The sequence below is a fragment of the Pseudomonas sp. DW-iso17 genome, assembly GCF_058725345.1.
Genome location: NZ_JBZXEA010000024.1, coordinates 1 through 22,632, shown reverse-complemented (window position 1 = coordinate 22,632; position 22,632 = coordinate 1). Strand labels below are relative to the sequence as shown.

General features: G+C 60.2%; 16 protein-coding genes. 2 read left to right on the top strand and 14 right to left on the bottom strand.

Annotated features, from left to right (window positions below; genetic code table 11):
• Positions 1–40: 40 nt before the first annotated feature.
• The 7 genes from astE to AC4PS6_RS17385 all read right to left on the bottom strand — a co-directional run bounded on the left by astE (position 41) and on the right by AC4PS6_RS17385 (position 7,902).
• Positions 41–1,045 (bottom strand): succinylglutamate desuccinylase, encoded by a 1,005-nt coding sequence (gene astE / locus AC4PS6_RS17415; RefSeq protein WP_014719592.1) that lies wholly within the window; start codon positions 1,043–1,045, stop codon positions 41–43.
• A gap of 11 nt (positions 1,046–1,056) precedes the next feature.
• Positions 1,057–1,344 carry a hypothetical protein gene (locus AC4PS6_RS17410; RefSeq protein WP_003175651.1) on the bottom strand — a complete coding sequence of 96 codons (288 nt, stop codon included), beginning with the start codon at positions 1,342–1,344 and terminating at the stop codon, positions 1,057–1,059.
• 26 nt (positions 1,345–1,370) lie between these two features.
• Positions 1,371–2,717 carry an N-succinylarginine dihydrolase gene (gene astB / locus AC4PS6_RS17405; RefSeq protein WP_103452218.1) on the bottom strand — a complete coding sequence of 449 codons (1,347 nt, stop codon included), beginning with the start codon at positions 2,715–2,717 and terminating at the stop codon, positions 1,371–1,373.
• Between the two features lie 189 nt (positions 2,718–2,906).
• The gene (gene astD / locus AC4PS6_RS17400; protein ID WP_336827413.1) at positions 2,907–4,376 is read right to left on the bottom strand and encodes a succinylglutamate-semialdehyde dehydrogenase; all 1,470 of its coding nucleotides are present in this window, start codon (positions 4,374–4,376) and stop codon (positions 2,907–2,909) included.
• Entirely contained in the window at positions 4,373–5,398 is a 1,026-nt protein-coding gene (gene astA, locus AC4PS6_RS17395; protein WP_336827409.1) for an arginine N-succinyltransferase, read from the bottom strand. Before astA ends, astD begins: the two co-directional genes overlap by 4 nt.
• A gap of 51 nt (positions 5,399–5,449) precedes the next feature.
• Positions 5,450–6,469, bottom strand: a complete 1,020-nt coding sequence (aruF, locus tag AC4PS6_RS17390; RefSeq protein ID WP_003175655.1) for an arginine/ornithine succinyltransferase subunit alpha — start codon at positions 6,467–6,469, stop codon at positions 5,450–5,452.
• A 212-nt stretch (positions 6,470–6,681) separates the two neighbouring features.
• On the bottom strand, positions 6,682–7,902 hold the full coding sequence (locus AC4PS6_RS17385; protein WP_003193615.1) for an aspartate aminotransferase family protein: 1,221 nt from the start codon (positions 7,900–7,902) through the stop codon (positions 6,682–6,684).
• A 301-nt stretch (positions 7,903–8,203) separates the two neighbouring features.
• Between AC4PS6_RS17385 and AC4PS6_RS17380 the strand changes: the two genes are divergently transcribed.
• Entirely contained in the window at positions 8,204–13,252 is a 5,049-nt protein-coding gene (locus AC4PS6_RS17380) for a dermonecrotic toxin domain-containing protein (protein WP_492180886.1), read from the top strand.
• 7 nt (positions 13,253–13,259) lie between these two features.
• On the opposite strand, the gene AC4PS6_RS17375 is transcribed toward AC4PS6_RS17380, so the two are convergent.
• The 7 genes from AC4PS6_RS17375 to acs form a co-directional block, all read right to left on the bottom strand.
• Complete coding sequence (locus AC4PS6_RS17375) at positions 13,260–14,240, bottom strand: GlxA family transcriptional regulator (protein WP_032903461.1); 981 nt, start codon at positions 14,238–14,240, stop codon at positions 13,260–13,262.
• 246 nt (positions 14,241–14,486) lie between these two features.
• Positions 14,487–15,251 (bottom strand): ABC transporter ATP-binding protein, encoded by a 765-nt coding sequence (locus AC4PS6_RS17370; protein ID WP_014719598.1) that lies wholly within the window; start codon positions 15,249–15,251, stop codon positions 14,487–14,489.
• Between the two features lie 27 nt (positions 15,252–15,278).
• The gene (locus AC4PS6_RS17365) at positions 15,279–16,391 is read right to left on the bottom strand and encodes a succinylglutamate desuccinylase/aspartoacylase family protein (RefSeq protein ID WP_014719599.1); all 1,113 of its coding nucleotides are present in this window, start codon (positions 16,389–16,391) and stop codon (positions 15,279–15,281) included.
• 1 nt (position 16,392) lies between these two features.
• Positions 16,393–17,091 (bottom strand): ABC transporter permease, encoded by a 699-nt coding sequence (locus AC4PS6_RS17360; RefSeq protein WP_003193625.1) that lies wholly within the window; start codon positions 17,089–17,091, stop codon positions 16,393–16,395.
• Entirely contained in the window at positions 17,088–17,777 is a 690-nt protein-coding gene (locus tag AC4PS6_RS17355; RefSeq protein ID WP_003193627.1) for an ABC transporter permease, read from the bottom strand. Before AC4PS6_RS17355 ends, AC4PS6_RS17360 begins: the two co-directional genes overlap by 4 nt.
• 91 nt (positions 17,778–17,868) lie before the next feature.
• On the bottom strand, positions 17,869–18,654 hold the full coding sequence (locus tag AC4PS6_RS17350) for an ABC transporter substrate-binding protein (RefSeq protein WP_020302951.1): 786 nt from the start codon (positions 18,652–18,654) through the stop codon (positions 17,869–17,871).
• A gap of 696 nt (positions 18,655–19,350) precedes the next feature.
• Positions 19,351–21,306 (bottom strand): acetate--CoA ligase, encoded by a 1,956-nt coding sequence (acs, locus tag AC4PS6_RS17345; RefSeq protein WP_003193632.1) that lies wholly within the window; start codon positions 21,304–21,306, stop codon positions 19,351–19,353.
• Positions 21,307–21,703: 397 nt separating this feature from the next.
• Between acs and AC4PS6_RS17340 the strand changes: the two genes are divergently transcribed.
• Positions 21,704–21,973, top strand: coding sequence for a DUF2790 domain-containing protein (locus tag AC4PS6_RS17340; RefSeq protein ID WP_014719601.1), 270 nt, complete (start codon positions 21,704–21,706; stop codon positions 21,971–21,973).
• Positions 21,974–22,632 lie beyond the last annotated feature (659 nt).

Sequence of the window (22,632 nt, the reverse complement as noted above, 5' to 3'; positions counted from 1 at the left end):
GCAAGCCAGCTCCCACATTGGACTGAGCCAGACTTGGCTCTCAGGCCAGGCCGGCATCCGTGGTGGGCACGATCAATATCCCGGCGCGCAAGCCGTTCTTCACCTTTGGGTTGGGAAAGATAATGCGGGCGCCCTCCTCCTCGATCACCCAACGGGTCTTGGCCACGTCTTCGGCCAGCAGGTAGCCCCTTTCCAATTCCGAAAAGTTTTCCACATCTGCGGGCAGGTGCATCAGGAAGGCGTCGCTGTGCTTGATCACTTCTCGCGCAACGGCGAAGAGTTGCAGGCCGTCGAGGCTACCGGTCTCAGGCTCGTTGCCCTCGATGATCTGCTTCAGACGCGCTTCCAGGCGCGACACGTCCACACCGTCGTTCTGCCCGAACGGCCGGGCCTTGCCCAACTCCAGGGTGAACGCCTCGGCGCCGAGTTGTTCGTAGGTAAACGCGGTGAAGGTAATCGAGGTTTTGTTCTGCAACAGCACCGCCTGCATACCAGCCGCGTTCAGGCGCTCCAGCTCTCGGCGCGAATGCTGTCGGTCTTCTTTCCACGGGTACAATGCGAACTGTTCGATTTTCGAACCACGAATCGCGGTATGCAGGTCGTAATGCAGGCGCGAACGGCCAGGCAGGCTGAAAAAGCTGCGGGCCAATTGCTCAAGCTCGGCGGCGCGCATGGCTTCGGGGCCAATGTTTTGTTCATGCCGGCCATTGAACAGCCGGTTGACGTCCAGCTCGAGGTAACGCTCACCGCGGCGCATGGCCTCGGTATTACCGAACAGGAACAGAATACGGGTGCGGGGTTTGATCTCCCCGCGGGCAATGCCATGCAACAGGCGGTCGAGCAATTCGATCGGCGCGGTTTCGTTGCCATGGATGCCGGACGACAGCAGCAAGTCGCTGCCGTTGTCCAGAGCTTCAGGAGGGCGCACTTCAAGCGCGCCTTCGCTGAGCCAGCGCATCTGCACGCCGTCGACAGTCAGTTGAATTTTTTGCGCCGGTTCACGACCGGCGAGGGTCAGTTCAAGCAGTTTGCCGAGGGCGAGCATAAGCAGCTTCCTTAGTGGTTGCAGCCTGGGCCATGGACGTGATCGTCGTCGTCACCTTCAACGTCGGCCGGTTCCATTTCCAGTTGCAGGCTCATCAGGTTGGTGGCCAATGGGCGCATCAGCAGGTTGGCGTACTCGGCGTCGCCCTCTTCTACGTCTACGCCAATCAGCAGTTGGCCGCGGCCATCGTGCTGGATCCAGATCTCCTTGCCCTGCCAGACCACGGCGACGCGGGTGCAGGAGGTTTCCAGCTGGGTGCCGTCGGTGTCTTCAAGGATGAGTTTCAGGGTGTCGGTCATAAATAAAATATCTCAGCCGTGTGGCATTAATTGATCTGGAAAGGATAAACCGAGCCCAGTTTAAGGATTTGCGTCAGTTCATCCAATGCCGTCCGGCACTCAAGCAGCAACTGCGGGTCAGCCAGGTCGGTTTCGCGCAGGCTGTCACGGTAGTGCTTGCCCACCCATTGGGTCAGGGTTTCGTACAACGGCGCGGTCATGATAACCCCTGGGTTCACGGCCGCCAGCTCGGTTTCGTTCAACGCCACGCGCAGGCGCAGGCACGCCGGCCCACCGCCATTTTGCATGCTTTGCTTGAGGTCGAAGACCTTGACCTCGCGAATCAGCCCGCCGGCAGCGGTCAGCCCTTGCAGGTACTGCCACACGCGCTCATTGGCGCGGCACTCTTCCGGCACAATCAGCAGCATCGAACCATCAGGACGAGTCAGCAACTGGCTGTTGAACAGGTAGGAACGCACCGCGTCCTCGACACTGACCAACGCGCGAGGCACACACACCGACTGGAAGTTACCGCCCAGCTTGCCCAACTTGCCGTGCAGTTCGGCGAGCATCTGCTCGGTGTTGAGGAACGCATCCTCGTGATAGAACAGCACTTCGCCGTTGCCCACCGCGATCACATCGTTGTGGAACACACCCGCGTCGATCACCGCCGGGTTCTGCTGGGCGTAGACCACACCGTCATCCTTCAAGCCATGCAGGCGCGCAACGGCCTGGGAGGCTTCGAGGGTCTGGCGCGCCGGGTACTTCTGCGGGGCCGGGTAACGAGGGTCGAAAGCACTACGGCCGAAGACGAAAAACTCGACGCCCGCCTCACCGTACTCACGACAGAAACGCGTGTGGTTGGCCGCGCCTTCATCGCCAAATTGCGCCACGGCCGGCAAGGCGGCGTGGTGAGCGAAATGCTTGCCATCGGCGAACATCGCCCCCAGCACGCGGCTGGTGGTGGGGTGCTCGATGCTGCGGTGGTATTTGCAATTGAGGTTGGCGGCAGTGAAATGCACGCGGCCGTCTGCGGTGTCGGCGCTTGGGCTGACGGTGGCGGCGTTGGCTACCCACATGCTGGATGCCGAGCAGCTCGCTACCAGCAAAGGCATAGCCTGCCTGGCAGCCTGCTCGATCACCTGAGCGTCGGTGCCGCTGAAACCCAAGCTGCGCAAGGCGGCTACATCCGGGCGCTCCTGGGGCGCCAATACACCTTGCACAAAGCCCATGTCCATCAGGGCTTTCATTTTCTGCAGGCCCTGCAACGCCGCTTCCTTCGGGTTGGAAGACTGCTGGCTGTTGCTTTGGGACGCGACGTTGCCGAAGGACAAACCGCCGTAGTTATGGGTCGGCCCCACTAGACCGTCAAAATTGACTTCACAGGATTTCATCGGCGAGGCTCCACGAACATCTGTTTTTATAGGCATCAACTGCAGGTCTATATCTGTTAACCCGACCCAGTGTGGGAGCTGGCTTGCCTGCGATGCAGTCGACTCGGTCTTTCAGCCAAACCGAGGTGATGCCATCGCAGCGATGCGGCGATCCGACAAGCCAGCTCCCACATTAGATCGGTGTCACCCTTACTTCAGCGTTATGCCGGGGGTCAGCGTGGCTGGCACGACCAAGCTCGGCGTCTCCAGCGACGCCACCGGGTACGCGCAATAATCCGCCGCGTAATAGGCACTGGCGCGATGATTGCCCGACGCCCCGACACCACCGAACGGCGCGGTACTGGCAGCGCCGGTCAACTGCTTGTTCCAGTTGACGATGCCGGCGCGGCTTTCCAGCCAGAATTGCTGGTAACGCGCTTCGGAGTCCGACAACAGGCCAGCGGCCAGGCCGTACTGGGTGTTGTTGGCCTCCGCGATGGCACCGGCAAAATCCGCATAGCGGATTACCTGCAGCAGCGGCCCAAACAGCTCTTCATCTTCACGCTCCGTCACACCGGTTACGTCGATGATGCCAGGGGTCAACAAAGCGGCCTGAGCCTGAGGCTGAGTCATCTCCAGCAGTGCCACGGCGCCATTGGCCAACATCAGTTCCTGGGCTTGCATCAAGGCTTTGGCCGCAGCCAGGGAGATCACCGAACCCATGAACGGCGCCGGTTGCTGATCGAAAGCGCCCACTTCAAGGCTCGCACTCACCGCCACCAGGCGCGCCAGCAAGGCATCGCCCCAGGCACCTTGCGGCACCAGCAAGCGGCGGGCACAGGTGCAACGCTGGCCTGCCGAGATAAACGCCGACTGGATGATGGTGTACACCGCCGCATCCACGTCGGCGACTTCGTCCACGACCAGCGGGTTATTACCGCCCATTTCCAGGGCCAGGATCTTGTCGGGGCGCCCTGAGAATTGCTGGTGCAAGTGGTTGCCGGTGCGGCTGGAGCCGGTAAAGAACAGGCCGTCGATGCCTGGGTTGGCCGCCAGGGCGATGCCGGTTTCCCGCGCGCCTTGCAGCAGGTTCAGCACGCCCGCCGGCAAACCGGCTTCGATCCAGCACTGCACGGTCAGCTCGGCGACCTTGGGGGTCAGCTCGCTCGGCTTGAACAGCACGGTGTTACCCGCCAGCAACGCCGGGACGATGTGCCCATTGGGCAAGTGCCCAGGGAAGTTGTAAGGGCCGAACACCGCCACCACACCGTGGGGCTTATGGCGCAACACTGCGGTGGCGTCGCCCAGGGGGCCGCTCTTCTCGCCAGTACGCTCGCGGTAGCTTTGCACCGAGATCGCAATCTTATTGGCCATGCTGGTGACTTCAGTGGCCGACTCCCACAGGGGCTTGCCGGTTTCTTCGCCAATGCAGCGGGCGATTTCATCGGCACGGCTTTTAAGCGTGGCGGCGAAGGTTTCCAGCACGCTGATGCGTTCTTCGAGCGGGCGCCTGGCCCATGCCGGGAATGCCTGACGCGCAGCCTGCACGGCGGATTCGACCTGTTCAGCGCTGGCACCGTTACCAGCCCACAGCACTTGCTGGGTCACCGGGTTGCGCGATTCAAACAACTCACCCTGGCCAGCCAGCCAGCTACCTGCGATATACAACGAATTCATTATTTGGACTCCCGAACAGCAGACAACGCAACAGCACGTACTTGATCACCCACCACCAGCTGCAGGCGCTTGGCGGTCTGTGGATCGACCACCAGGGTACCTGCCGCCAGACGGGCCGGAGCGGCGGTGATACGGCATTCTTCGCGCTTGCGGTTATGGATCAGGAACGGCGTGGCGTCGTCCCCCGGCGTGCCGATGGCCAACACCAGTGACTGGCTGTCGCGCACCGCACGGATCTTGCTGGTTTCACATTCCACCGCCGGGCCGGCGTCGAAAATATCCACATAGCCCTGGTAGCTGAAGCCTTCGCTCTTGAGCATGCTCAGGGCCGGCTCGGTGTCCGGGTGGACCTTGCCGATCACATTGCGCGCGTCTTCGGAGAGAAAGCAGCTGTACAGCGGAAACTTGGGCATCAGCTCGGCGATAAACGCCTTGTTGCCCACGCCGGTGAGGTAGTCGGCCTGGCTGAACTCCATCTTGAAGAAGTGCCGGCCCAGACTTTCCCAGAACGGCGAACGCCCAGCATCGTTGGACACACCGCGCATCTCGGCAATGATCTTGTTGCCGAACAGTTGCGGGAACTCGGCGATAAACAACATGCGCGCCTTGGCGAGCATGCGACCGTTGAGGCCGTTGCGGTAATCGGCATGCAAAAACAACGAGCACAATTCGGAATTACCGGTGAGGTCGTTGGCCAGGAACAGCGTCGGTATCTCACGGTAGATATTCAGTTCCTGGGAAGCGCTGACAGTCAGCCCAACCCGGAAGTTGTACCACGGCTCGCGCAGGCCAACGGCGCCAGCGATGGCAGAGATTCCCACCACGCGGCCTTCGTCGTTTTCCAGCACGAACAGGTAGTCGGCATCGCCGCGCCCGGCTTCGCCGCGAAAGGTTTTTTCCGCCCAGCCCACCCGGTGGGTCAGGCGCTCTTCGTTGGCCGGCAAGGTGGTGAGACCGGTGCCAGTGCTGCGCGCCAGATCAATCAGGGCCGGTAAATCGCTGCTGCGTACGGGACGAACGATCATGCTATCTCCTCGAACGGGCCGCTGTTGTCAGCCACCCGCGAAACTCTCTTTTTAAACCGCAACCAGGCGCACACTGGCGCCTTCACCAACACCCAGCGCTTCGGCTGCCGCCAGGTCCAGGGTCACCGGTTTGCCGGGCGCGTAGTCCAGCTCCAGCATCACCGCACGGTAATCCTGCAACTGCGCGTTGCTCACCAAGTACTGGCGGCCAACGCCCTTGACCATCTCGCCGATCTTCACCGGCACCACGCGGCTCTGGGCGATTGAGCGAATGCCCGAGACCCGGGCGTGCAGCGTCGGGCCACCGTCGAAGATGTCGATGTAATGGTCAGTTTCGAAGCCTTCACGCATGAGGATGTCGAAGGTGATTTGCGCACGCGGGTGCACCTGGCCCATGGCCTCTTGGGCTTCGTCCGGCAGCAGCGGCACGTAGATCGGGTAGTGCGGCATCAACTCGGCGAGGAAGGTACGGCTTTTCAGCCCGCACAGGCGCTCGGCGGCGGCGTAGTTGAGGTCGAAGAAGTTGCGGCCAATGGCATCCCAGAACGGTGAATCGCCGTTCTCGTCGCTGTAGCCGACAATCTCGGTCACCACCGAGTCGGCAAAGCGCTCAGGATGGCTGGCGACAAACAGCAGTCGGCCACGGGAATTGAGTTCCGACCACGGCGAACCGACCAGCTCAGGCACCACATAAAAGCTGGTGAGCAGGCTGTTGCCGGTAAGGTCGTGGCACTGGGAAAGCACGTGGATCTTGTTGTGGATCTTCAGCTCGCGGGAGGCGTGCACGAAGGTTTCGTTACGAAAGCTATAGAACGGCTCGGAGTAACCGGCCGAGGCTACGATAGCCGAGCAGCCGGCGAGCTTGCCGGTCTCGGTGTCTTCCAGCACGAAGAAATAGCTCTCTTCACCGTTGAAACTTACCTCGGCCGCGAAGGACGCTTCGCTGGCCGCGATCTTGTCGCTCAGGCGTTCCACATCATCCGGCAAGGAGGTGACACCAATCGGGCTGTCCGCAGCCAGACGCTGTACCTCGCCCAGATCAGCCATTTGCGCGGGGCGCATCACCAGCATGGTGTCACTCCTTAACTCGAAAACTCACAGAGGAAAAAATGCCGGACACAGGCCCCGGATACACATCGGTCTCAATGTGTAAGCAGATCCATGTGGGAGCTGGCTTGCCGGCGATACAGGCAACTCGGTATATCAACGGCACCGAGGTGATGCTATCGCAGGCAAGCCAGCTCCCACATTTGTTCAGGTCCGGCCAATAAAATGTGTCGCTATCAGGCTTGCGTCAACGTCTTCACAGCACGCTCAAAACGATCCAGGCCTTCATTGATGTCCGCCTCTTCCACCACCAGGCTCGGTGCAAAACGCACCACGTCAGGGCCGGCTTGCAGGATCATCAAGTTCTCTTTTTCGGCCGCGTTGAACACGTCCTTGGCCTTGCCTTTGAAGGCATCGCTGAGTACGCAACCGATCAACAAGCCCATGCCACGCACTTGGGTGAAGATGCCGTACTGCTTGCCGATCTGCTCCAGGCGCGCCTTGAACAGGTCGTGCTTGGCATTCACACCCGCCAGCACTTCTGGGGTGTTGATCACGTCGATCACCGCTTCCGCTACCGCGCACGCCAGCGGGTTGCCGCCGTAGGTGGTGCCGTGGGTGCCGACTACCAGGTGCTTGGCCAAGTCTTCACGGGTGAGCATCGCCGCAATCGGGAAGCCGCCGCCCAGGCTCTTGGCGCTGGTGAGGATATCTGGCGTCACGCCGTAATGCTGGTAGGCAAACAGGTGGCCGGTGCGGCCCATGCCGGTTTGCACTTCGTCGAATACCAACAGTGCGTCGTGGGCGTCGCACAGCTCGCGAGCGCCTTGCAGGTAAGCCAGTTCGGCCGGCAGTACACCGCCTTCGCCCTGGATCGGTTCCAGAACCACGGCGCAGGTCTTATCGGTTACTGCCGCTTTCAGCGCAGCCAGGTCGTTATAAGGAACGTGGGTGATGCCGGTGATTTTAGGCCCGAAACCATCGGAGTACTTCGACTGGCCACCGACGTTGACGGTGAACAGGGTACGGCCGTGGAAGCTGTTCAACGCGGCGATGATCTCGTACTTCTCGCTGCCAAAACGGTCGAACGCCACGCGACGGGCCAGCTTGAACGCGGCCTCGTTGGCTTCGGCGCCGGAGTTGCAGAAGAACACGCGCTCGGCAAAGGTGGCGTCGATCAGCTTGTGGGCCAGACGCAACGCCGGCTCGTTGGTGAACACGTTGGAGACATGCCACAGCGTGTTGGCCTGTTCGGTCAGTGCACCGACCAGCGCCGGGTGCGCATGGCCCAATACGTTGACCGCGATGCCGCCGGCAAAGTCGATCAGCTCGCGACCGGCCTGGTCCCACACGCGCGAACCTGCGCCACGTACAGGGATAAAGGCAGCAGGTGCGTAGTTGGGCACCATCACTTGGTCGAAATCGGCACGTTGCACCGGGGCTTGCTCAACGGACATCGGAGTCTCCTGAAGAGGAACGCCTGCCTGGAACTGGCGGGCGATGCAGGGATTGTAAGGACAGTTTTCAGCGCCACCTTGTCGCCAAGCGACAACTTCTTATAGCGCCAACCCCGGTTTTACGCGGGTTTACGGCAATGCGACATATTGCATCGCAATGGCGCAGTGTAAACGCTGCGTTCAGTGAGAGGCAGAGGCACGGCCCGCTGATTTTCGCCTAATGCCTTAACTATCTGCTGCCCGTGAACCCATCAGGCTTGCTGTGATGACAGTGACTCACTCCCACTGAAGGATCAGCCTCGTGCCCACGCCCTACCCCACGACCATCAGCCAGCGCCTCGCAGTCGCCGCCACCCAAGTACCCCCCGGGTTTCACACACGCCTGCCGGCCTGGCTGGCAAGCGCCTCGGATGACAAGCGCCAAGCCTTGAAGAATGCGCCACTGGACATTGCCAACTGGCAGGCAGACGCCAGCCGCCAGCAGCACGCGCCGCTCAAACAGGCGGTGGAGCAGAGCTGGGCCGCGCAAAACAAAGTAGACACGGCCCTGGCCGACCTCAAGACACCGCAGGCCTTCGCCGCGCCGCTTTTGCAACAGGCGTTCAAGACAAGATGGGGCGTGGAGATCGATGTCCGCACCACCCATCTGCGCCTGTATGCGCCCCTGACGATCCCACTGTTTCCTATAGAAACTGGCGGCGTCAAAGTCTGGACCGTGTCGTTGGTGGACGCCGCGCTGCATAACTTCGACGCAGCAGAAAGCGAGAAAACTGCCTTCACCGCGGACTCCAGCTTCATTACCCAACCCACCACCACCGGGCAATTCGACACCCTGCCCTCAGTGAACAGCAAAGTCAGCATCCAGACCTTCGTCGGGCTGTGCCGTGAACTGGACATCGGTGCGCAATACCAGAACTACCTCAAGACATTTTTCGGCTTCAAAGATGCCAAACGCAAGGCTTCGCTGCGCAGCACTGTCATCGAGAGCCTCAAAGCCGAGGCCCAAACTGCCGTACACCTGGCGCGCCTGAAAAAGGACGGCAGCGAGCGGGTGTTACGCACGCTCCAGGCTCAACTCAAAGGCATCAGCGGCCTGACACTCGACGGTAAGACGCTGCTCAGCCACGACCTGAGCCTGATGGACGCACCACTGGCCGGCATTGTGCTGTTCGCCGCAGACCTGGAACTGCACCACAGCGCAGTGCCCGTGGTGGCGTACATTCCCGGCGACCCACAGGCACCGCTCAAGTATTACCACGATGGCATCGCATTCATTCAAGACCTGATCCGCAAATTGCGCGATGCCGATTACCAGGCATTCTTCAGCCGCTTTATAAGCCACGAGCACCGCGCCTACTTCTTTGCCAACCTGCATAACCGCTTGTCTCAGGTTACCTGGCATCACCCCGTCCCCGGCGACCCCAGGCCGACCTGGCGCGCCGAACCTGTGGCCAACCCCAACCTGCAGTTGCACGCGACGAAAATCACGGGCGAGCTGTACGAACACCTCTATGAAACCAAACTCAATAAGCTGCTCAATGACGCGCGAAGCATCGCCGTGTCCACCGCCGACGCCGACAGCAAGGCACGCTGGCAGCGCTGGGCCATCGTGCAGAAAATCGGTAAGGCCCTGCTCGAAATCGCCGCCTTCATCGCCACGCCGTTCATTCCCCCCCTGGGCTTACTGATGCTCGGCTACACCGCCTATCAACTGCTCGATGACGTATTCGAAGGCATCGTCGATTGGGCCGAGGGTCTCAAACGCCAGGCGTTCGGGCACCTGATGTCGACCCTGGAGCAAATGGTGCAATTGGGTATGTTCGCGGTCGGCGCACCGATTGCCGAAGGGCTGCTACGCCAGGCACTGCCTCGGGAAGTCTGGGCGTTTTTCGAGCGCCTTCATCCGGTCAGCTCGGACGACGGCAAAACGCGCCTGTGGAACCCGGACCTGAGCCCCTACGCCCACGACCTCCAATTGCCCACCGCCTCGCGCCCCAAGGCCGATGGATTGCATGCCTACGGGGACAAGCAGATCCTGCCCCTTGAAGGGCAACACTTTGCCGTCAAGCAACAAGCGGGCAACGCCGTGCTGGCGCACCCAAGCCATGCGCATGCCTACCAACCGCCCGTTATCGGCAATGGCAAAGGCGCCTGGATAACCCCACTGGATCACCCGCTGACATGGCATCGCAGCACCTTGTTGCGCAGACTCGGCGAGCCCGCCAACGCTCTCAGCGAAACCGGCCTGGAACAGGCACAGCGCATCAGCAGCACCGACGATGGTGCCCTGCGCAAACTCTACATGGACCGCCAACCGCCACCGCCCTTGCTGGCCGACAGCCTCAAGCGCATCCATATCGACCAGCAACTTCAAGACTTCATCGACCAGATGAACAGCGACGACCCACTGGTTTACGCAAAAGCCGACACGCAAACCCAACTCTGGCTGCTTAGCCAGACCGGCCTGTGGCCGGAATCCAAGACCCTGCGCTTTCTGAATGCCAAAGGCGAAACCGTATGGGAACACCCAGGCCGGGAAAATGCGGCGGTAGCGCAAATTCATGAAGCGCAGATGAACAACGGCGACCTGCTCAAGACCCTGCTGGAAACCCTCGACGAGTCAGAGCGCAAGACTGTGCTGGAGGAAGACTTCGGTAGCCCGGCCCCCCAACTGCATGTGCGCGCCGCCAAGCTGCGCAAACAGCTGGCACGCAGAGCCGAGGATAAACGCGCTTCGATGTTCGACGCGCGCTATCGAGGCCTGGAGCTGACCACCAATGCGCGCGTGCAAAAGCTCATCGACAGCACACCGGGCCTGCCCGTCAGCGCGGCCGAGGAAGTCCTGCTCAGTGCCCACGGCCAGGACCTGCTCGACATCGACCAGGGCACGCTGCCTTCGCACCTGGTCGAACGCGCACGCTGGGCGGCCCATCAGGTCAGAATCAGCCGGGCCTATGAAGGCCTGTACATGGGTGCGCTGGAGAGCGGCGACACCCATCGACTCGCCCTGCACTCCCTGGAAAAATTGCCGGGCTGGTCGCCTCAGGTGCGTCTGGAAGTTCGCGACTTCAAGCGCGATGGTCACCTGCGCGACGCTATCGGCCCCGCCCAGGCGCCCATCCGACGCCTGCTGCTGCGCACCATCGAAGGCGATTACATTCCCGAAGACAGCAAGGGCACCCTGCTTGGTGAAACCGATTTCTACACCGCCGTGCTCCAGGCACTCCCCGATGCACAGCGCGACGCACTGGCTATGCAGATAGGCCAAGGCCCGCACTTGAGAGAAACCTTGCGCCAACACACATTGGCACATGACGAACTTGGCGCCCTGCTGGCCGAAGTTCCGCTGCTCAAACCGTCCTATGACCCGACATTGGTGCGCCTACCCGGCGGCATGGAGGGCTACGACGCCAGCCCGGTCACCGCTGGCAGCAGCGAAGGGGTCTCGCTGGAGAGTCAGTTGCATGCCCTGTACCCACAACTGAGCCCCAGCCAGGTGACGGCCGTACTCGCCGCCATGCAAAACGATCCCGGCACACCTTGGGGTACCCTTCAATTTCTGAAGAAAGAGTTCTCGCAACTGGAAACCAACCTGCGGACATGGCAGCAGAATGTGCCGCAGACCCTTGTCGGTACAGATTTACCGTTGAGCCGCTGGCGGATTGCTGCGGAACAGCAAAATCGCTTTCTCTGGTCACAAAAACTGATCGGCGCCTGGCGCCACAACACCCCCGTAGACCCTGCTTATGACAACGGTCACCTGCTGCAACTCAACCAGCCCATTTATGGGGAACTGCCCGCGCTCGATACCCGCCTTGGGCACATCACTACCCTGGAATTCCAGGGTTACTTGACCACCCGCGGCACGCCGGGCTTCCTGGCATCTTTCCCCGGATTGCGCCGACTGGCCATCAGCGACATGACCCTCAGAACACTGCCCGGCGAAATCAGTGCATTGACCCACCTTAACGCGCTGACACTGCGCGGCTGCGCACTCAACCTGACCACCCCAACCCGAGCAGCCCTGGCCAACCTGACCGAGCTGCATACCCTTGACCTGTCCCACAACCCGCTGGTGCTGGCGCCCAATTTCGAAAACATGGCCAACCTGCGAACACTCAACCTGAGCCACTGCGGTATTTCCATCTTTCCCACAGGCCTGCTCAATCGGCCTCGGCTGGCAAACGCCAATCTCAGCCACAATAACCTGCGCAGGCTGCCAGAAGCCCTGTATTCGTTGCCCGCCAGTGCTGCCAAGGCCTACGACCTTTCCGGCAACCCGCTGACGCGCGCAACCCTGGAACGGATAAAAACCTACTGCCAGAGCACCGGGGAACATTTTGGCGTCCAAGCCAATCCAGATGAGGTTCGCCTGGTCCAAGCGCTTTACCCGACCTACAACGTTCCCGAGGCCAATCAATTTATCTTCAGGCTACCGGGCGGGCTGGATGATTCGATGGCGAATCTCGTGCGCCTCAAGGCCGACTACGAACGCTTGCAAGCCGACCTGCAGGAATGGGTGGTGGATGTGCCTGAGAGCCACCCCGTCACGAACCTGCCCATGGATGAACAGATTCGCCCACAGCAACAACTCATTCGAGCGCAAATCCGCGCTCTGCTGGAGCAAGGCTGGCGGCGTGAAACCAGCCTGGACTTAAGCCATGACCCGCTGACGCAGTCCCATCAAATGACATTGACCTTGCCGCTGTGGGGAGACCTGCCAAGACTGAATGTGGATTTCAAGCATATTTCCAAGCTGGAGCTGAGGGCACAGGAAACCACCTCGATACCCGAAGGTTTTCTGGAACGTTTCCCCAATCTGGAAAGCCTGCTGATCCACCGCTATGCCCTGCAAGACATTCCCGCTGGCGTCTTCAAGCTGCCCAAGTTGACCACACTCAGCCTCACGCAATGCAATCTGCGACTGACTCCCGACAGCGTCGCCGCCTTGAGCGACCTGCACGACCTGGAGTACCTGGACCTGAGCGATAACCCGCTGGCGCTGACGCCCGACGTCAGCAAAATGTCCGGCCTGGAAACCCTGATGATGGAAAACACCAGGCTTACCGAGGTGCCTCACGGGGTGTTCAACCTGACGTCGCTCACCCAACTGAACCTGAGCGATAACCACATCACCGAGTTGCCCACGGACCTGCTTGAAGTAGACCCGGACTCAGCGGCAGGCTTTGACCTGAGCGACAACCCCTTCTCACCCGCAGCACTTGCCATTCTGCGTCGCTATTACAACCGCACGGCAGTGGATTTCGATGTAGCGCAAGCCCGACAACCCGCGCCAGACCGCTCCAGCTCACGCTCTGCGACGTCATCCGAAACAGAGGGAGAAGAATAGACGCAGCTCACCCGCGCTCGGAAGGCACCGACGACAACTCGAACGGGCTGCTGCTGCGACGCTGGTTGCGATCTTCGCGAGGAGTGGCGCCGAAGAAATTGCGGTAGGCGCTGGAGAAGTGCGGCCCCGAGGAGAAGCCGCAGGACAGGCCGATCTGGATGATCGACTTGCTGGTTTGCATCAGCATCTGGCGCGCCTTGTTCAGGCGCAGCTCCAGGTAATACTGGCTGGGGACGCGGTTGAGGTATTGCTTGAAGATGCGTTCAAGTTGTCGTCGTGAAACACACACGTGCTGGGCGATTTCGTCGGTGGTCAGCGGCTCTTCGATATTGGCCTCCATCAGCAATACCGCCTGGGTCAGCTTAGGGTGGCTGGAGCCCAGGCGGTTTTGCAGCGGGATACGCTGGCGCTCGCCGCCTTCGCGGATGCGCTCCACCACCAGTTCTTCAGACACAGCACCGGCCAACTCGGCGCCATGGTCACGGGCCAATACCGCCAACAGCAGGTCAAGTACCGACATGCCGCCGCAAGCGGTCAGGCGATCACGGTCCCAGTCAAACAGGTGGCTGGTGGCGATGACCTTGGGGAAACGCTCGGCGAAATCGTCCTGCCAGCGCCAGTGCACGGCGGCGCGGTAGCCATCGAGCAGGCCCAGTTGGGCCAACGGGTACACCCCCGCTGACAAGCCGCCGATCACACACCCCGCCCGAACAAGCTGCTTGAGCGCGGAGCTCAGTGGCGAAGCGATGACCGTCGGCGGTTCGTCGGCCAACAGGAACAACTTCTGAAAACCCTCCAGCTTACCGGCCCACGGCTCGCCCGGCAGTTGCCAGGCACCTGCGACTGCGGGTTCGGCGAGCAGGAACGACAACTCGTAGATCACATCCGGATGCACCCGCTGGGCAACGCGCAAGGCCTCCTCAGCCAGCGCAAGCGTGAGGGCTTTTGTGCTGGGCCAAATCAGGAAACCAATTTTGTGGGCGGTCATGGAGTGCTATCCGGAGCGAAAACGGTGAAAGAAGCTGTGGGCCAATGCTAGCCCGTAATCAACTACAAATCCCAAAACAAACACAGATCAACAGTGGGAGCTGGCTTGCCTGCGATGGCGGTGGGTCAGTTAACACATCATTGGCTGATACATCGCTATCGCAGGCAAGCCAGCTCCCACAGGGGATCGGGGCTTACCTCAAGACTGCGGAGCATGCACTATCCCGGTGCACAAAAGCAGTCTTGATTATTTCAAACTGCCAGAGAGGAACTGCTGCAACCGTTCCGACTGCGGGTTCACCAGCACTTCCCGCGGGTTGCCACGCTCTTCAACGATGCCTTTGTGCAAAAACACCAATTGGTTCGACACTTCGCGGGCAAAGCCCATTTCGTGGGTCACGACCACCATGGTGCGGCCTTCCTGGGCCAGGTCCTGCATCACCTTGAGTACTTCGCCTACCAGCTCCGGATCCAGCGCAGAAGTAGGTTCGTCGAACAGCATCACCTCAGGCTCCATCGCCAGTGCACGGGCAATCGCTACGCGCTGCTGCTCGCCACCGGACATGTGGCCGGGGAACGCATCCTTACGATGGCCCACGCCGACTTTGGCCAGGTAATGCTCGGCCTTCTCGCGGGCTTCTTTCTTGGATATGCCCAACACGTGCACCGGGGCTTCCATCACGTTTTCAATCGCGGTCATGTGCGACCACAGGTTGAAATGCTGGAACACCATGGACAGGCGCGAACGCATGCGCTGCAACTGCTTGGGGTCGGCAGCCTTCATGGCGCCGTCCTTGTTGGCCACCAGTTTCAGCTCTTCGTTATTGAGCAAAATCTTGCCGGCGTGGGGCTGCTCCAGCAGGTTGATGCAGCGCAAAAAGGTACTTTTGCCCGAGCCGCTGGAACCGATGATGCTGATCACATCACCGGCGGCGGCGGCCAGGGACACACCTTTGAGCACTTCATGACTGCCATAGCGTTTATGCAGGTCTTGGACTTCAAGCTTGTACATGCGGTCGGTTCTCACAAAAACAGGTGGTCAGTCGTTGAGCAAGCGCCCGTGACGCAGCGCTTCGCGCCCCGCCACCTTGGCCAGCCAGAAACCCGCTTGGGCATAACGTAGCCGTTCAACGGCAAACAACACCCCCGAGGTGCCCGCGCAAATAGTGCTTACGCGGTCAGTCAGGGGGTCAATCACTTCAAAAATCTCGTCGCCGGTTTCTACCCAGTCGCCCGCTTTACGCAGGTAACTGATCACCCCGGCATGGGGCGCGAACAGCAGTTCGGTGCCCTCGAAAGGCACACCTTCGCAAGGTTCGTGTTGCGGCGCGGGCCACTCGCCCTTGATCAAGCCTTGTTCGGCGAGGAACGCAAGGATGCCTTCGGCGTGGAAGATGGCTTCATCACGGCCGGTGTCGGCCTGGCCGCCCAATTCCAACGTCGTCGCCAGACAGGCCAGCGGAATTTGCGCCTCGGGGAACAGGCGCGACAAACGCAGCCACGGCAACGAGCACGCCTCGTCAAACGAACTGCCGCCGGAATCCTCCGCCAGCAGGCCGACCTTCACATTCAAATGTGCCGACAACGAACGCCACTGCGGCCAGTGCTGGGGCAGCGCGTACATATGCAGCGCTGCCTCAGCATCGCAATGCAGGTCCAGCACCACATCGGCGGTGCAGGCATGGCTCAGCAGGATACGCTGCATGCCTTGCAACTGGCTGCTCGGCTCGGGCAAGGCGGTGAGTGTATCGCTCATGGCCTGGCGAATCAGGCGCACATTGGCGTGCGGGTCGTCCCCCAGCTTGCCTTGTAGCAACTCGGCCACCGGCTCGCTCAGTTCGACGAAATCGCGGTTGAAATTCTTGCCGCTGCCGACTTCGAAACGCCCTTGGTGGCTGCCCTGCAACAACTGGCCGAGCCCCATCGGGTTGGCGACCGGCACCAACTCGATCACGCCGTTGAGGGCGCCTTGCTGTTCCAGCGTGGTGAGGCGTTTTTTCAGCTCCCACGCGGCACGCATACCCGGCAACTCATCGGCGTGCAGGCTGGCCTGGATATAGGCCTTGCGCTCGCCACTGCCGAAACGAAACACGCTCAGCTGGCGTTCGCAGCCCAAATGCCCCCAGGGCAGCAGATGATCGATACGTTCCATGTCAGTGCTTCCGTGGAGCCAGGTAGCTCAGCCAGCGGCGCTCGGCCAACTTGAACAGGCGCACCAGGATGAAGGTCAGGCACAGGTAGAACACGCCGGCGGTGATATAGGCTTCGAACGGCAGGTAATACTGGGCGTTCACCGTGCGCGCGGCACCGGTGATGTCGATCAGCGTGACGATGGAGGCCAGACTGGTGGTCTGCAGCATCATGATCACTTCGTTGCTGTACTGCGGCAGCGCACGGCGCAGGGCCGACGGCAACAGGATGCGGCGGTACAGTTTGTAGCGCGACATGCCCATGGCCTTGGCCGCCTCGATTTCACCGTTAGGCGTGGCCTTGAGGCTGCCGGCGATGATCTCGGCGGTATAGGCGCTGGTGTTGATGGCAAACGCCAGGCACGCACAGAACGTGGCACTGGACAGCAGCGGCCACAGGAAGCTTTCGCGCACCACCTCGAACTGCGCCAGGCCGTAGTAGATCAAAAACAGCTGCACCAGCATCGGCGTGCCGCGTATCACGTAGGTATAAAGCCAGGCCACGCCATTGACGATCGGCTGCTTGGACACGCGCATCAAGCCCAGGGGCAAGGCTGCGAGCAGGCCGAAGAACAGCGAGATAGCGAGCAGTTTCAGGGTGGTCAGCAAGCCGCCAAGGTACAGCGGCATGGCCTCCCAGATGACGTTGTAGTCGAAGATCATAGATCAGCCGCCCTTACGCCTACCGAGTAGCGCTTCTCAAGGTAACGCAAGGCCAGCAACGACACGCTGGTGATCACTAGGTACATCGCCGCCACTGCGAGGAAGAAGGTAAAAGGCTCGCGGGTGGCGTCTGCCGCCTGCTTGGCCTTGAACATCATGTCTTGCAGACCCACCACCGAAATCAGCGCGGTGGCCTTGGTCAATACCAGCCAGTTGTTGGTAAACCCGGGGATCGCCAGCCGAATCATCTGCGGCACCATCACCCGGAAAAACACCTGGAAGCTGCTCATGCCATACGCCAGGCCGGCTTCAGCCTGCCCCTTGGGAATGGCCATGAAGGCGCCACGGAAAGTTTCCGACAGGTAAGCGCCAAAGATAAAACCCAGGGTGCCGATACCGGCGGCCAGGGGGTTCAAGTCGATATAGTCGTCAAAGCCCAGCAACGGCGCGACGCGGTTAAGCAAGTCCTGACCGCCGTAGAAAATCAGCAGGATCAGCACCAGGTCGGGGATCCCGCGGATCACCGTGGAGTACAGGTCGCCCAGCCAAGCCAGCCAGCGTACCGGCGACAGGCGTAGCGCGACCCCGATCAGACCCAGAACGATGGCCAAGGCCATGGACGACAAGGCGAGCTGAAGCGTCAACCATGCGCCATCGAGGATGACGGCCCCGTAGCCTTTCAACATGATTCAGGTCCTCGAAAAGGGGGATGAAAAAATGGCGCAAACTTCAGGATGACTGTTGCTTGCGCCATTTCGGACGGACAGCTGCGATGAGTTACTTGGCGTCAGCGCCGTAAATATCGAAGTCGAAGTACTTGTCCTGGATTTTCTTGTATTCGCCGTTGGCACGGATTGCAGCGATGGCCGCATTGATGCGCTCAAGGTTTTCCTTGTCGCCTTTGCGTACCGCGATGCCTACGCCGTCGCCGAAGTATTTGACGTCGGTAAACGCCGGACCGGTGAACGCGTAGCCTTTGCCGGCGTCGGTTTTCAGGAAACCGTCTTGCAGCAGGGTGGCGTCAGCCACGGTACCATCGAGGCGGCCGGCAGCCACGTCCAGGTAGATTTCGTTCTGGGTGCTGTAGCCCTTGATGTCGGCACCCTTTGGCGCCAGGACTTCACGGGCGAAACGGTCGTGGATCGAACCGCGCTGCACACCGATCTTCTTGCCCTTGAGTTCATCCAGGCTGTCGCTGACGGTGGTGCCTTCCTTCATCACCAGACGAGCTGGGGTCAGGTAGTAGCGGGTGGTGAAGTCCACGGATTTCTTGCGGTCGTCAGTAATAGACATGGACGACAGGATCGCGTCGATCTTGCGCACTTTGAGTGCCGGGATCAGACCATCGAATTCCTGCTCGACCCAGGTGCACTTGACGTCCATCTGCTTGCACAGCGCATTGCCGATGTCGTAGTCAAAACCGACGATGCTGCCATCCGGCGCCTTCGAGGCAAACGGAGGGTAAGCCGCTTCGATACCAATTTTCAGCGGCTTGCCTTCGGCGAAAGCCTGCATGGACAGCACGGACAGCGCCAGGGCGCCCAACAGCACGAGTTTCTTCATCTTGGGACTCCATCGGTATAGGGCAAAAACAGCAGTATGAGCCATGGCCCACGATGCGGCGAAGGTGTAACCGAATAGCGGTGCTGCGTCCTGCGCGGGCGACACCTGCGACGACGAGCGAGTGATCGGCATTCTAACGACAGGCCGGAGGCCGATATTTCCTCAATGCGACAACAATTTACAGAAGCACTGAGAAAGCGGTTCCAGCTCATTGACAGCCTCTGAATTTTATGCAGAGACAAAAGATATTAAACCTGATGATGCTGCAAATTGCGGGCCTATTATTCGCAAACCCTTCTAGCACGGCAAGTCTGGCGTTTAATCTTATTTGTGGGGATGTCTAGAACGCGGTTTTTCGGGGCGTAGGCGTGGTCCATCGCCCCAGGTTTGTGCGGGCGGTTACACATTTGAGCGACGCGGTAACATTCAGAAACGTCCTACGGGGAAAACCGATATTTATTGGTTTGGTGGCTATGCAGGTCTGTCAGACCGCCATCCATACCCCCTTATGAAATGCAATCTGAACTGTGGGAGCTGGCTTGCCTGCGATAGGGATGCCTCAGCCAACCAACCTTTGCCTGACATACCCCTATCGCAGGCAAGCCAGCTCCCACACTAAATCTGGGCGGTCTTGAGGCCGTACAAAAAAGCCCCACCCGGCTTGCACCGAATGGGGCTTTGTCCCACCTACCCCGCTTACGCGACGTTCATGGTCTTGTGCGTTTCAATCAAATGCGCCACCACGCTTGGATCTGCCAGGGTGGAGATATCCCCCAACCCATCGTATTCAGCCGTGGCGATCTTGCGCAAAATGCGCCGCATGATTTTCCCCGAGCGCGTTTTTGGCAACCCAGGCGCCCACTGGATCACATCCGGCGAGGCAATCGGCCCGATTTCCTTGCGCACCCAGTTCTTCAGTTCCAGGCGCAGTGCTTCGTTAGGCTCTTCACCATTCTTCAAGGTGACATACACATAAATGCCCTGCCCCTTGATGTCATGCGGCACACCCACCACCGCCGCCTCGGCGACTTTGGGGTGCGCAACCATGGCGCTTTCAATCTCGGCAGTGCCCATGCGGTGGCCGGACACGTTCAACACGTCATCCACACGGCCCGTGATCCACCAGTAACCGTCCTCATCGCGACGCGCGCCGTCACCGGTGAAGTACATGCCGCGGAAGGTCTTGAAGTAGGTGTCGACAAAACGGTCATGGTCGCCGTACAGGGTACGCGCCTGGCCTGGCCAGGAATCGAGAATCACCAGGTTGCCTTCGGCGGCGCCTTCGATGATGTTGCCCAGGTTGTCCACCAGCGCCGGCACCACCCCGAAGAACGGCCGTGCCGCCGAACCCGGCTTCAACGCATGGGCGCCTGGCAGTGGGCTCATCAGCGTGGCGCCGGTTTCGGTTTGCCACCAGGTGTCGACGATCGGGCAACGGGATTGGCCGACGTTCTTGTAGTACCAGTCCCAGGCTTCCGGGTTGATCGGCTCGCCCACCGAACCCAGCAGGCGCAGGCTACTGCCGTCGGCGCCTTCGCAGGCTGCGGTGCCGGAAGCCATCATCGCGCGGATAGCCGTCGGTGCGGTGTAGAGGATATTGACCTTGTGCTTGTCGACGATCTTCGCCACCCGGGTGATGTCCGGGTAGTTCGGCACGCCTTCGAACAACACTGTGGTCGCGCCATTGGCCAGCGGGCCGTAGACGATGTAGGTATGGCCGGTGACCCAGCCCACGTCGGCGGTGCACCAGTAGATTTCGCCCGGGCGATAGTCGAATACACGCTCGTGGGTCAGGGCCGCATAGAGCAGGTATCCGCCGGTAGTGTGCTGCACGCCTTTAGGCTTGCCGGTAGAGCCGGAGGTATAGAGGATGAACAGCGCTTCTTCGGCGCCCATCTCTTTTGGCGCGCAGACAGTGCCCGCCACTTTCATCAGGTCTTCGTACCAGATGTCGCGATGCTGGTTCCACTTGATCGCGCCATTGGTGCGCTTGCACACGATCACCTTCTGGATGCTGCTGGTTTCCGGGTTGGTCAGCGCGTCGTCAACGTTAGCCTTCAGCGGAATCTTCTTACCAGCGCGGATGCCTTCGTCAGCGGTAATCACCACTTTCGACTTACAGTCGATGATGCGACCGGCCAGGGCTTCCGGGGAAAAACCGCCAAACACCACCGAATGGATCGCGCCGATGCGGGTACAGGCCAGCATGGCGACCACGGCTTCGGGAATCATCGGCATATAGATAGTCACCACATCGCCGCGGTGCACATCCTGGCCGCGCAAGGCGTTGGCGAACTTGCAGACTTCTTCATGCAGCTCGCGGTAGGTGATGTTGCGACTCTCGGCAGGGTCGTCGCCCTCCCAGATGATTGCGATCTGGTCGCCACGCTCGGCGAGGTGACGGTCCAGGCAATTGTAGGAAACGTTCAGGGTGCCATCGGCGAACCATTTGATGTCGACATGGTGGTCGTCGAAAGAGGTCTGCTTCACCGCGGTGAAAGGCTTGACCCAGTCAAGGCGCTTGGCTTGCTCGCGCCAGAAGCCATCGGGGTTGACCACCGACTGCTGGTACATGGCCTTGTAGGTCGCCTCGTCGGTCAGCGTATTGGCTGCTACTTCGGGGCGAACGGGGTACAGGGAAGCCGCACTCATCTTTCTTACCTCGGTGACATAGTTGTTGTTGTATGGCCCCTGTTGTAGCCGGGGTGGGCCTATAGAACCATTCGACGATGGTAGTAACAAGACCCTACAAATTGCCCTGCTATGCCGTTTCACCGCTCTGGCCCGCGTGCTGCGGCGCTTGGCAGCTTTCTGAAAAAAGCTTAATCGAGGGATTGTTACAAAAACCGCCAAAAGTGTTTATCAAAACCACGGGTATATGAATATAACCGAGGCGCCTAAAATCAACTCCGCCAACAAGGCACTCTGATTAACAACGCAACAGCCCCCACGAAGGCAACGTTAATCCTAACTTCCCAACTTTTAAGTGACACACGTGGCCTCACAAGGGCCCCGTGCCCCCTTTCGCCCTGAAGAAGGTAATGAAGCAATGAAAGCGTTATTAGTGATGGCCCTGAGCAGCCTGTGCGCCACCGCCGCCCTGGCGGACGAAGCCCCGACTGAACTGGCCGGCCAGAACGCCCCGATCGTTGAGGACTACACCTACAGCACTCACCTGGACGTGGCCAAAGTCTTGTCCATGAGCAGCATTCCAGAAGTCTGCGAAGTTGTACCGGTGAAGATGGAATATGAAGATTCGCAAGGCCAGCGTCATATTCTTAACTATCAAGTGATGGGCAATGGTTGCTCTAACGGCTAACAACTTCTGAAGTTGGATTCTTAATTGCCGCAAGAAATCGTTCTTGCGGCCAAGAACCCGCCCTTGAATACACCACGCATCAACTGTGGGAGCTGGCTTGCCTGCGATGGCGATTTCAGCCACGACCACTCTTTTTACGCCCCCTTCCCCTGCCCCAAAAAAAACATCCCCGCCCGTCAAAAACCCCCACGCCCAGCAAAGCCTTGCAAACACTCGCTTTGGCCGAAACCCACGTCATTTTGGCGCTCTCAAGTGACCATCCGCCGCAACACAAACCTGAATTTTTCCCTATAATGCGCGGGTAAATCGGGCCTGCAATATCCCTTTACACAGGGATAAAGAGCCAGACCTTGAGCCTGCGCTGCAGCAAGCACGCATCGCTGCGCCCCTCAAGCCTCATGCAGCACCCGCAACCTGATTCCGTTTATTTGCCTGCGCGAGCTGTTGCAACAAACGATTCCTTAAGATCCACCGCGGCCCTAGGGCCGTGTGAACACCCAACCATCCGGTTTCACACGGGCACCTTTGAGCCCTCACGCAGGAGACGACACGTCATGCTGAGCTGGGACGAATTCGACAAAGAAGAAGAAGGCGAAGTAGCCGCCAAAGGCGCCAACGCCGGCCACGCCACCGAAGCCAACATGGACCGCCTCGACGGT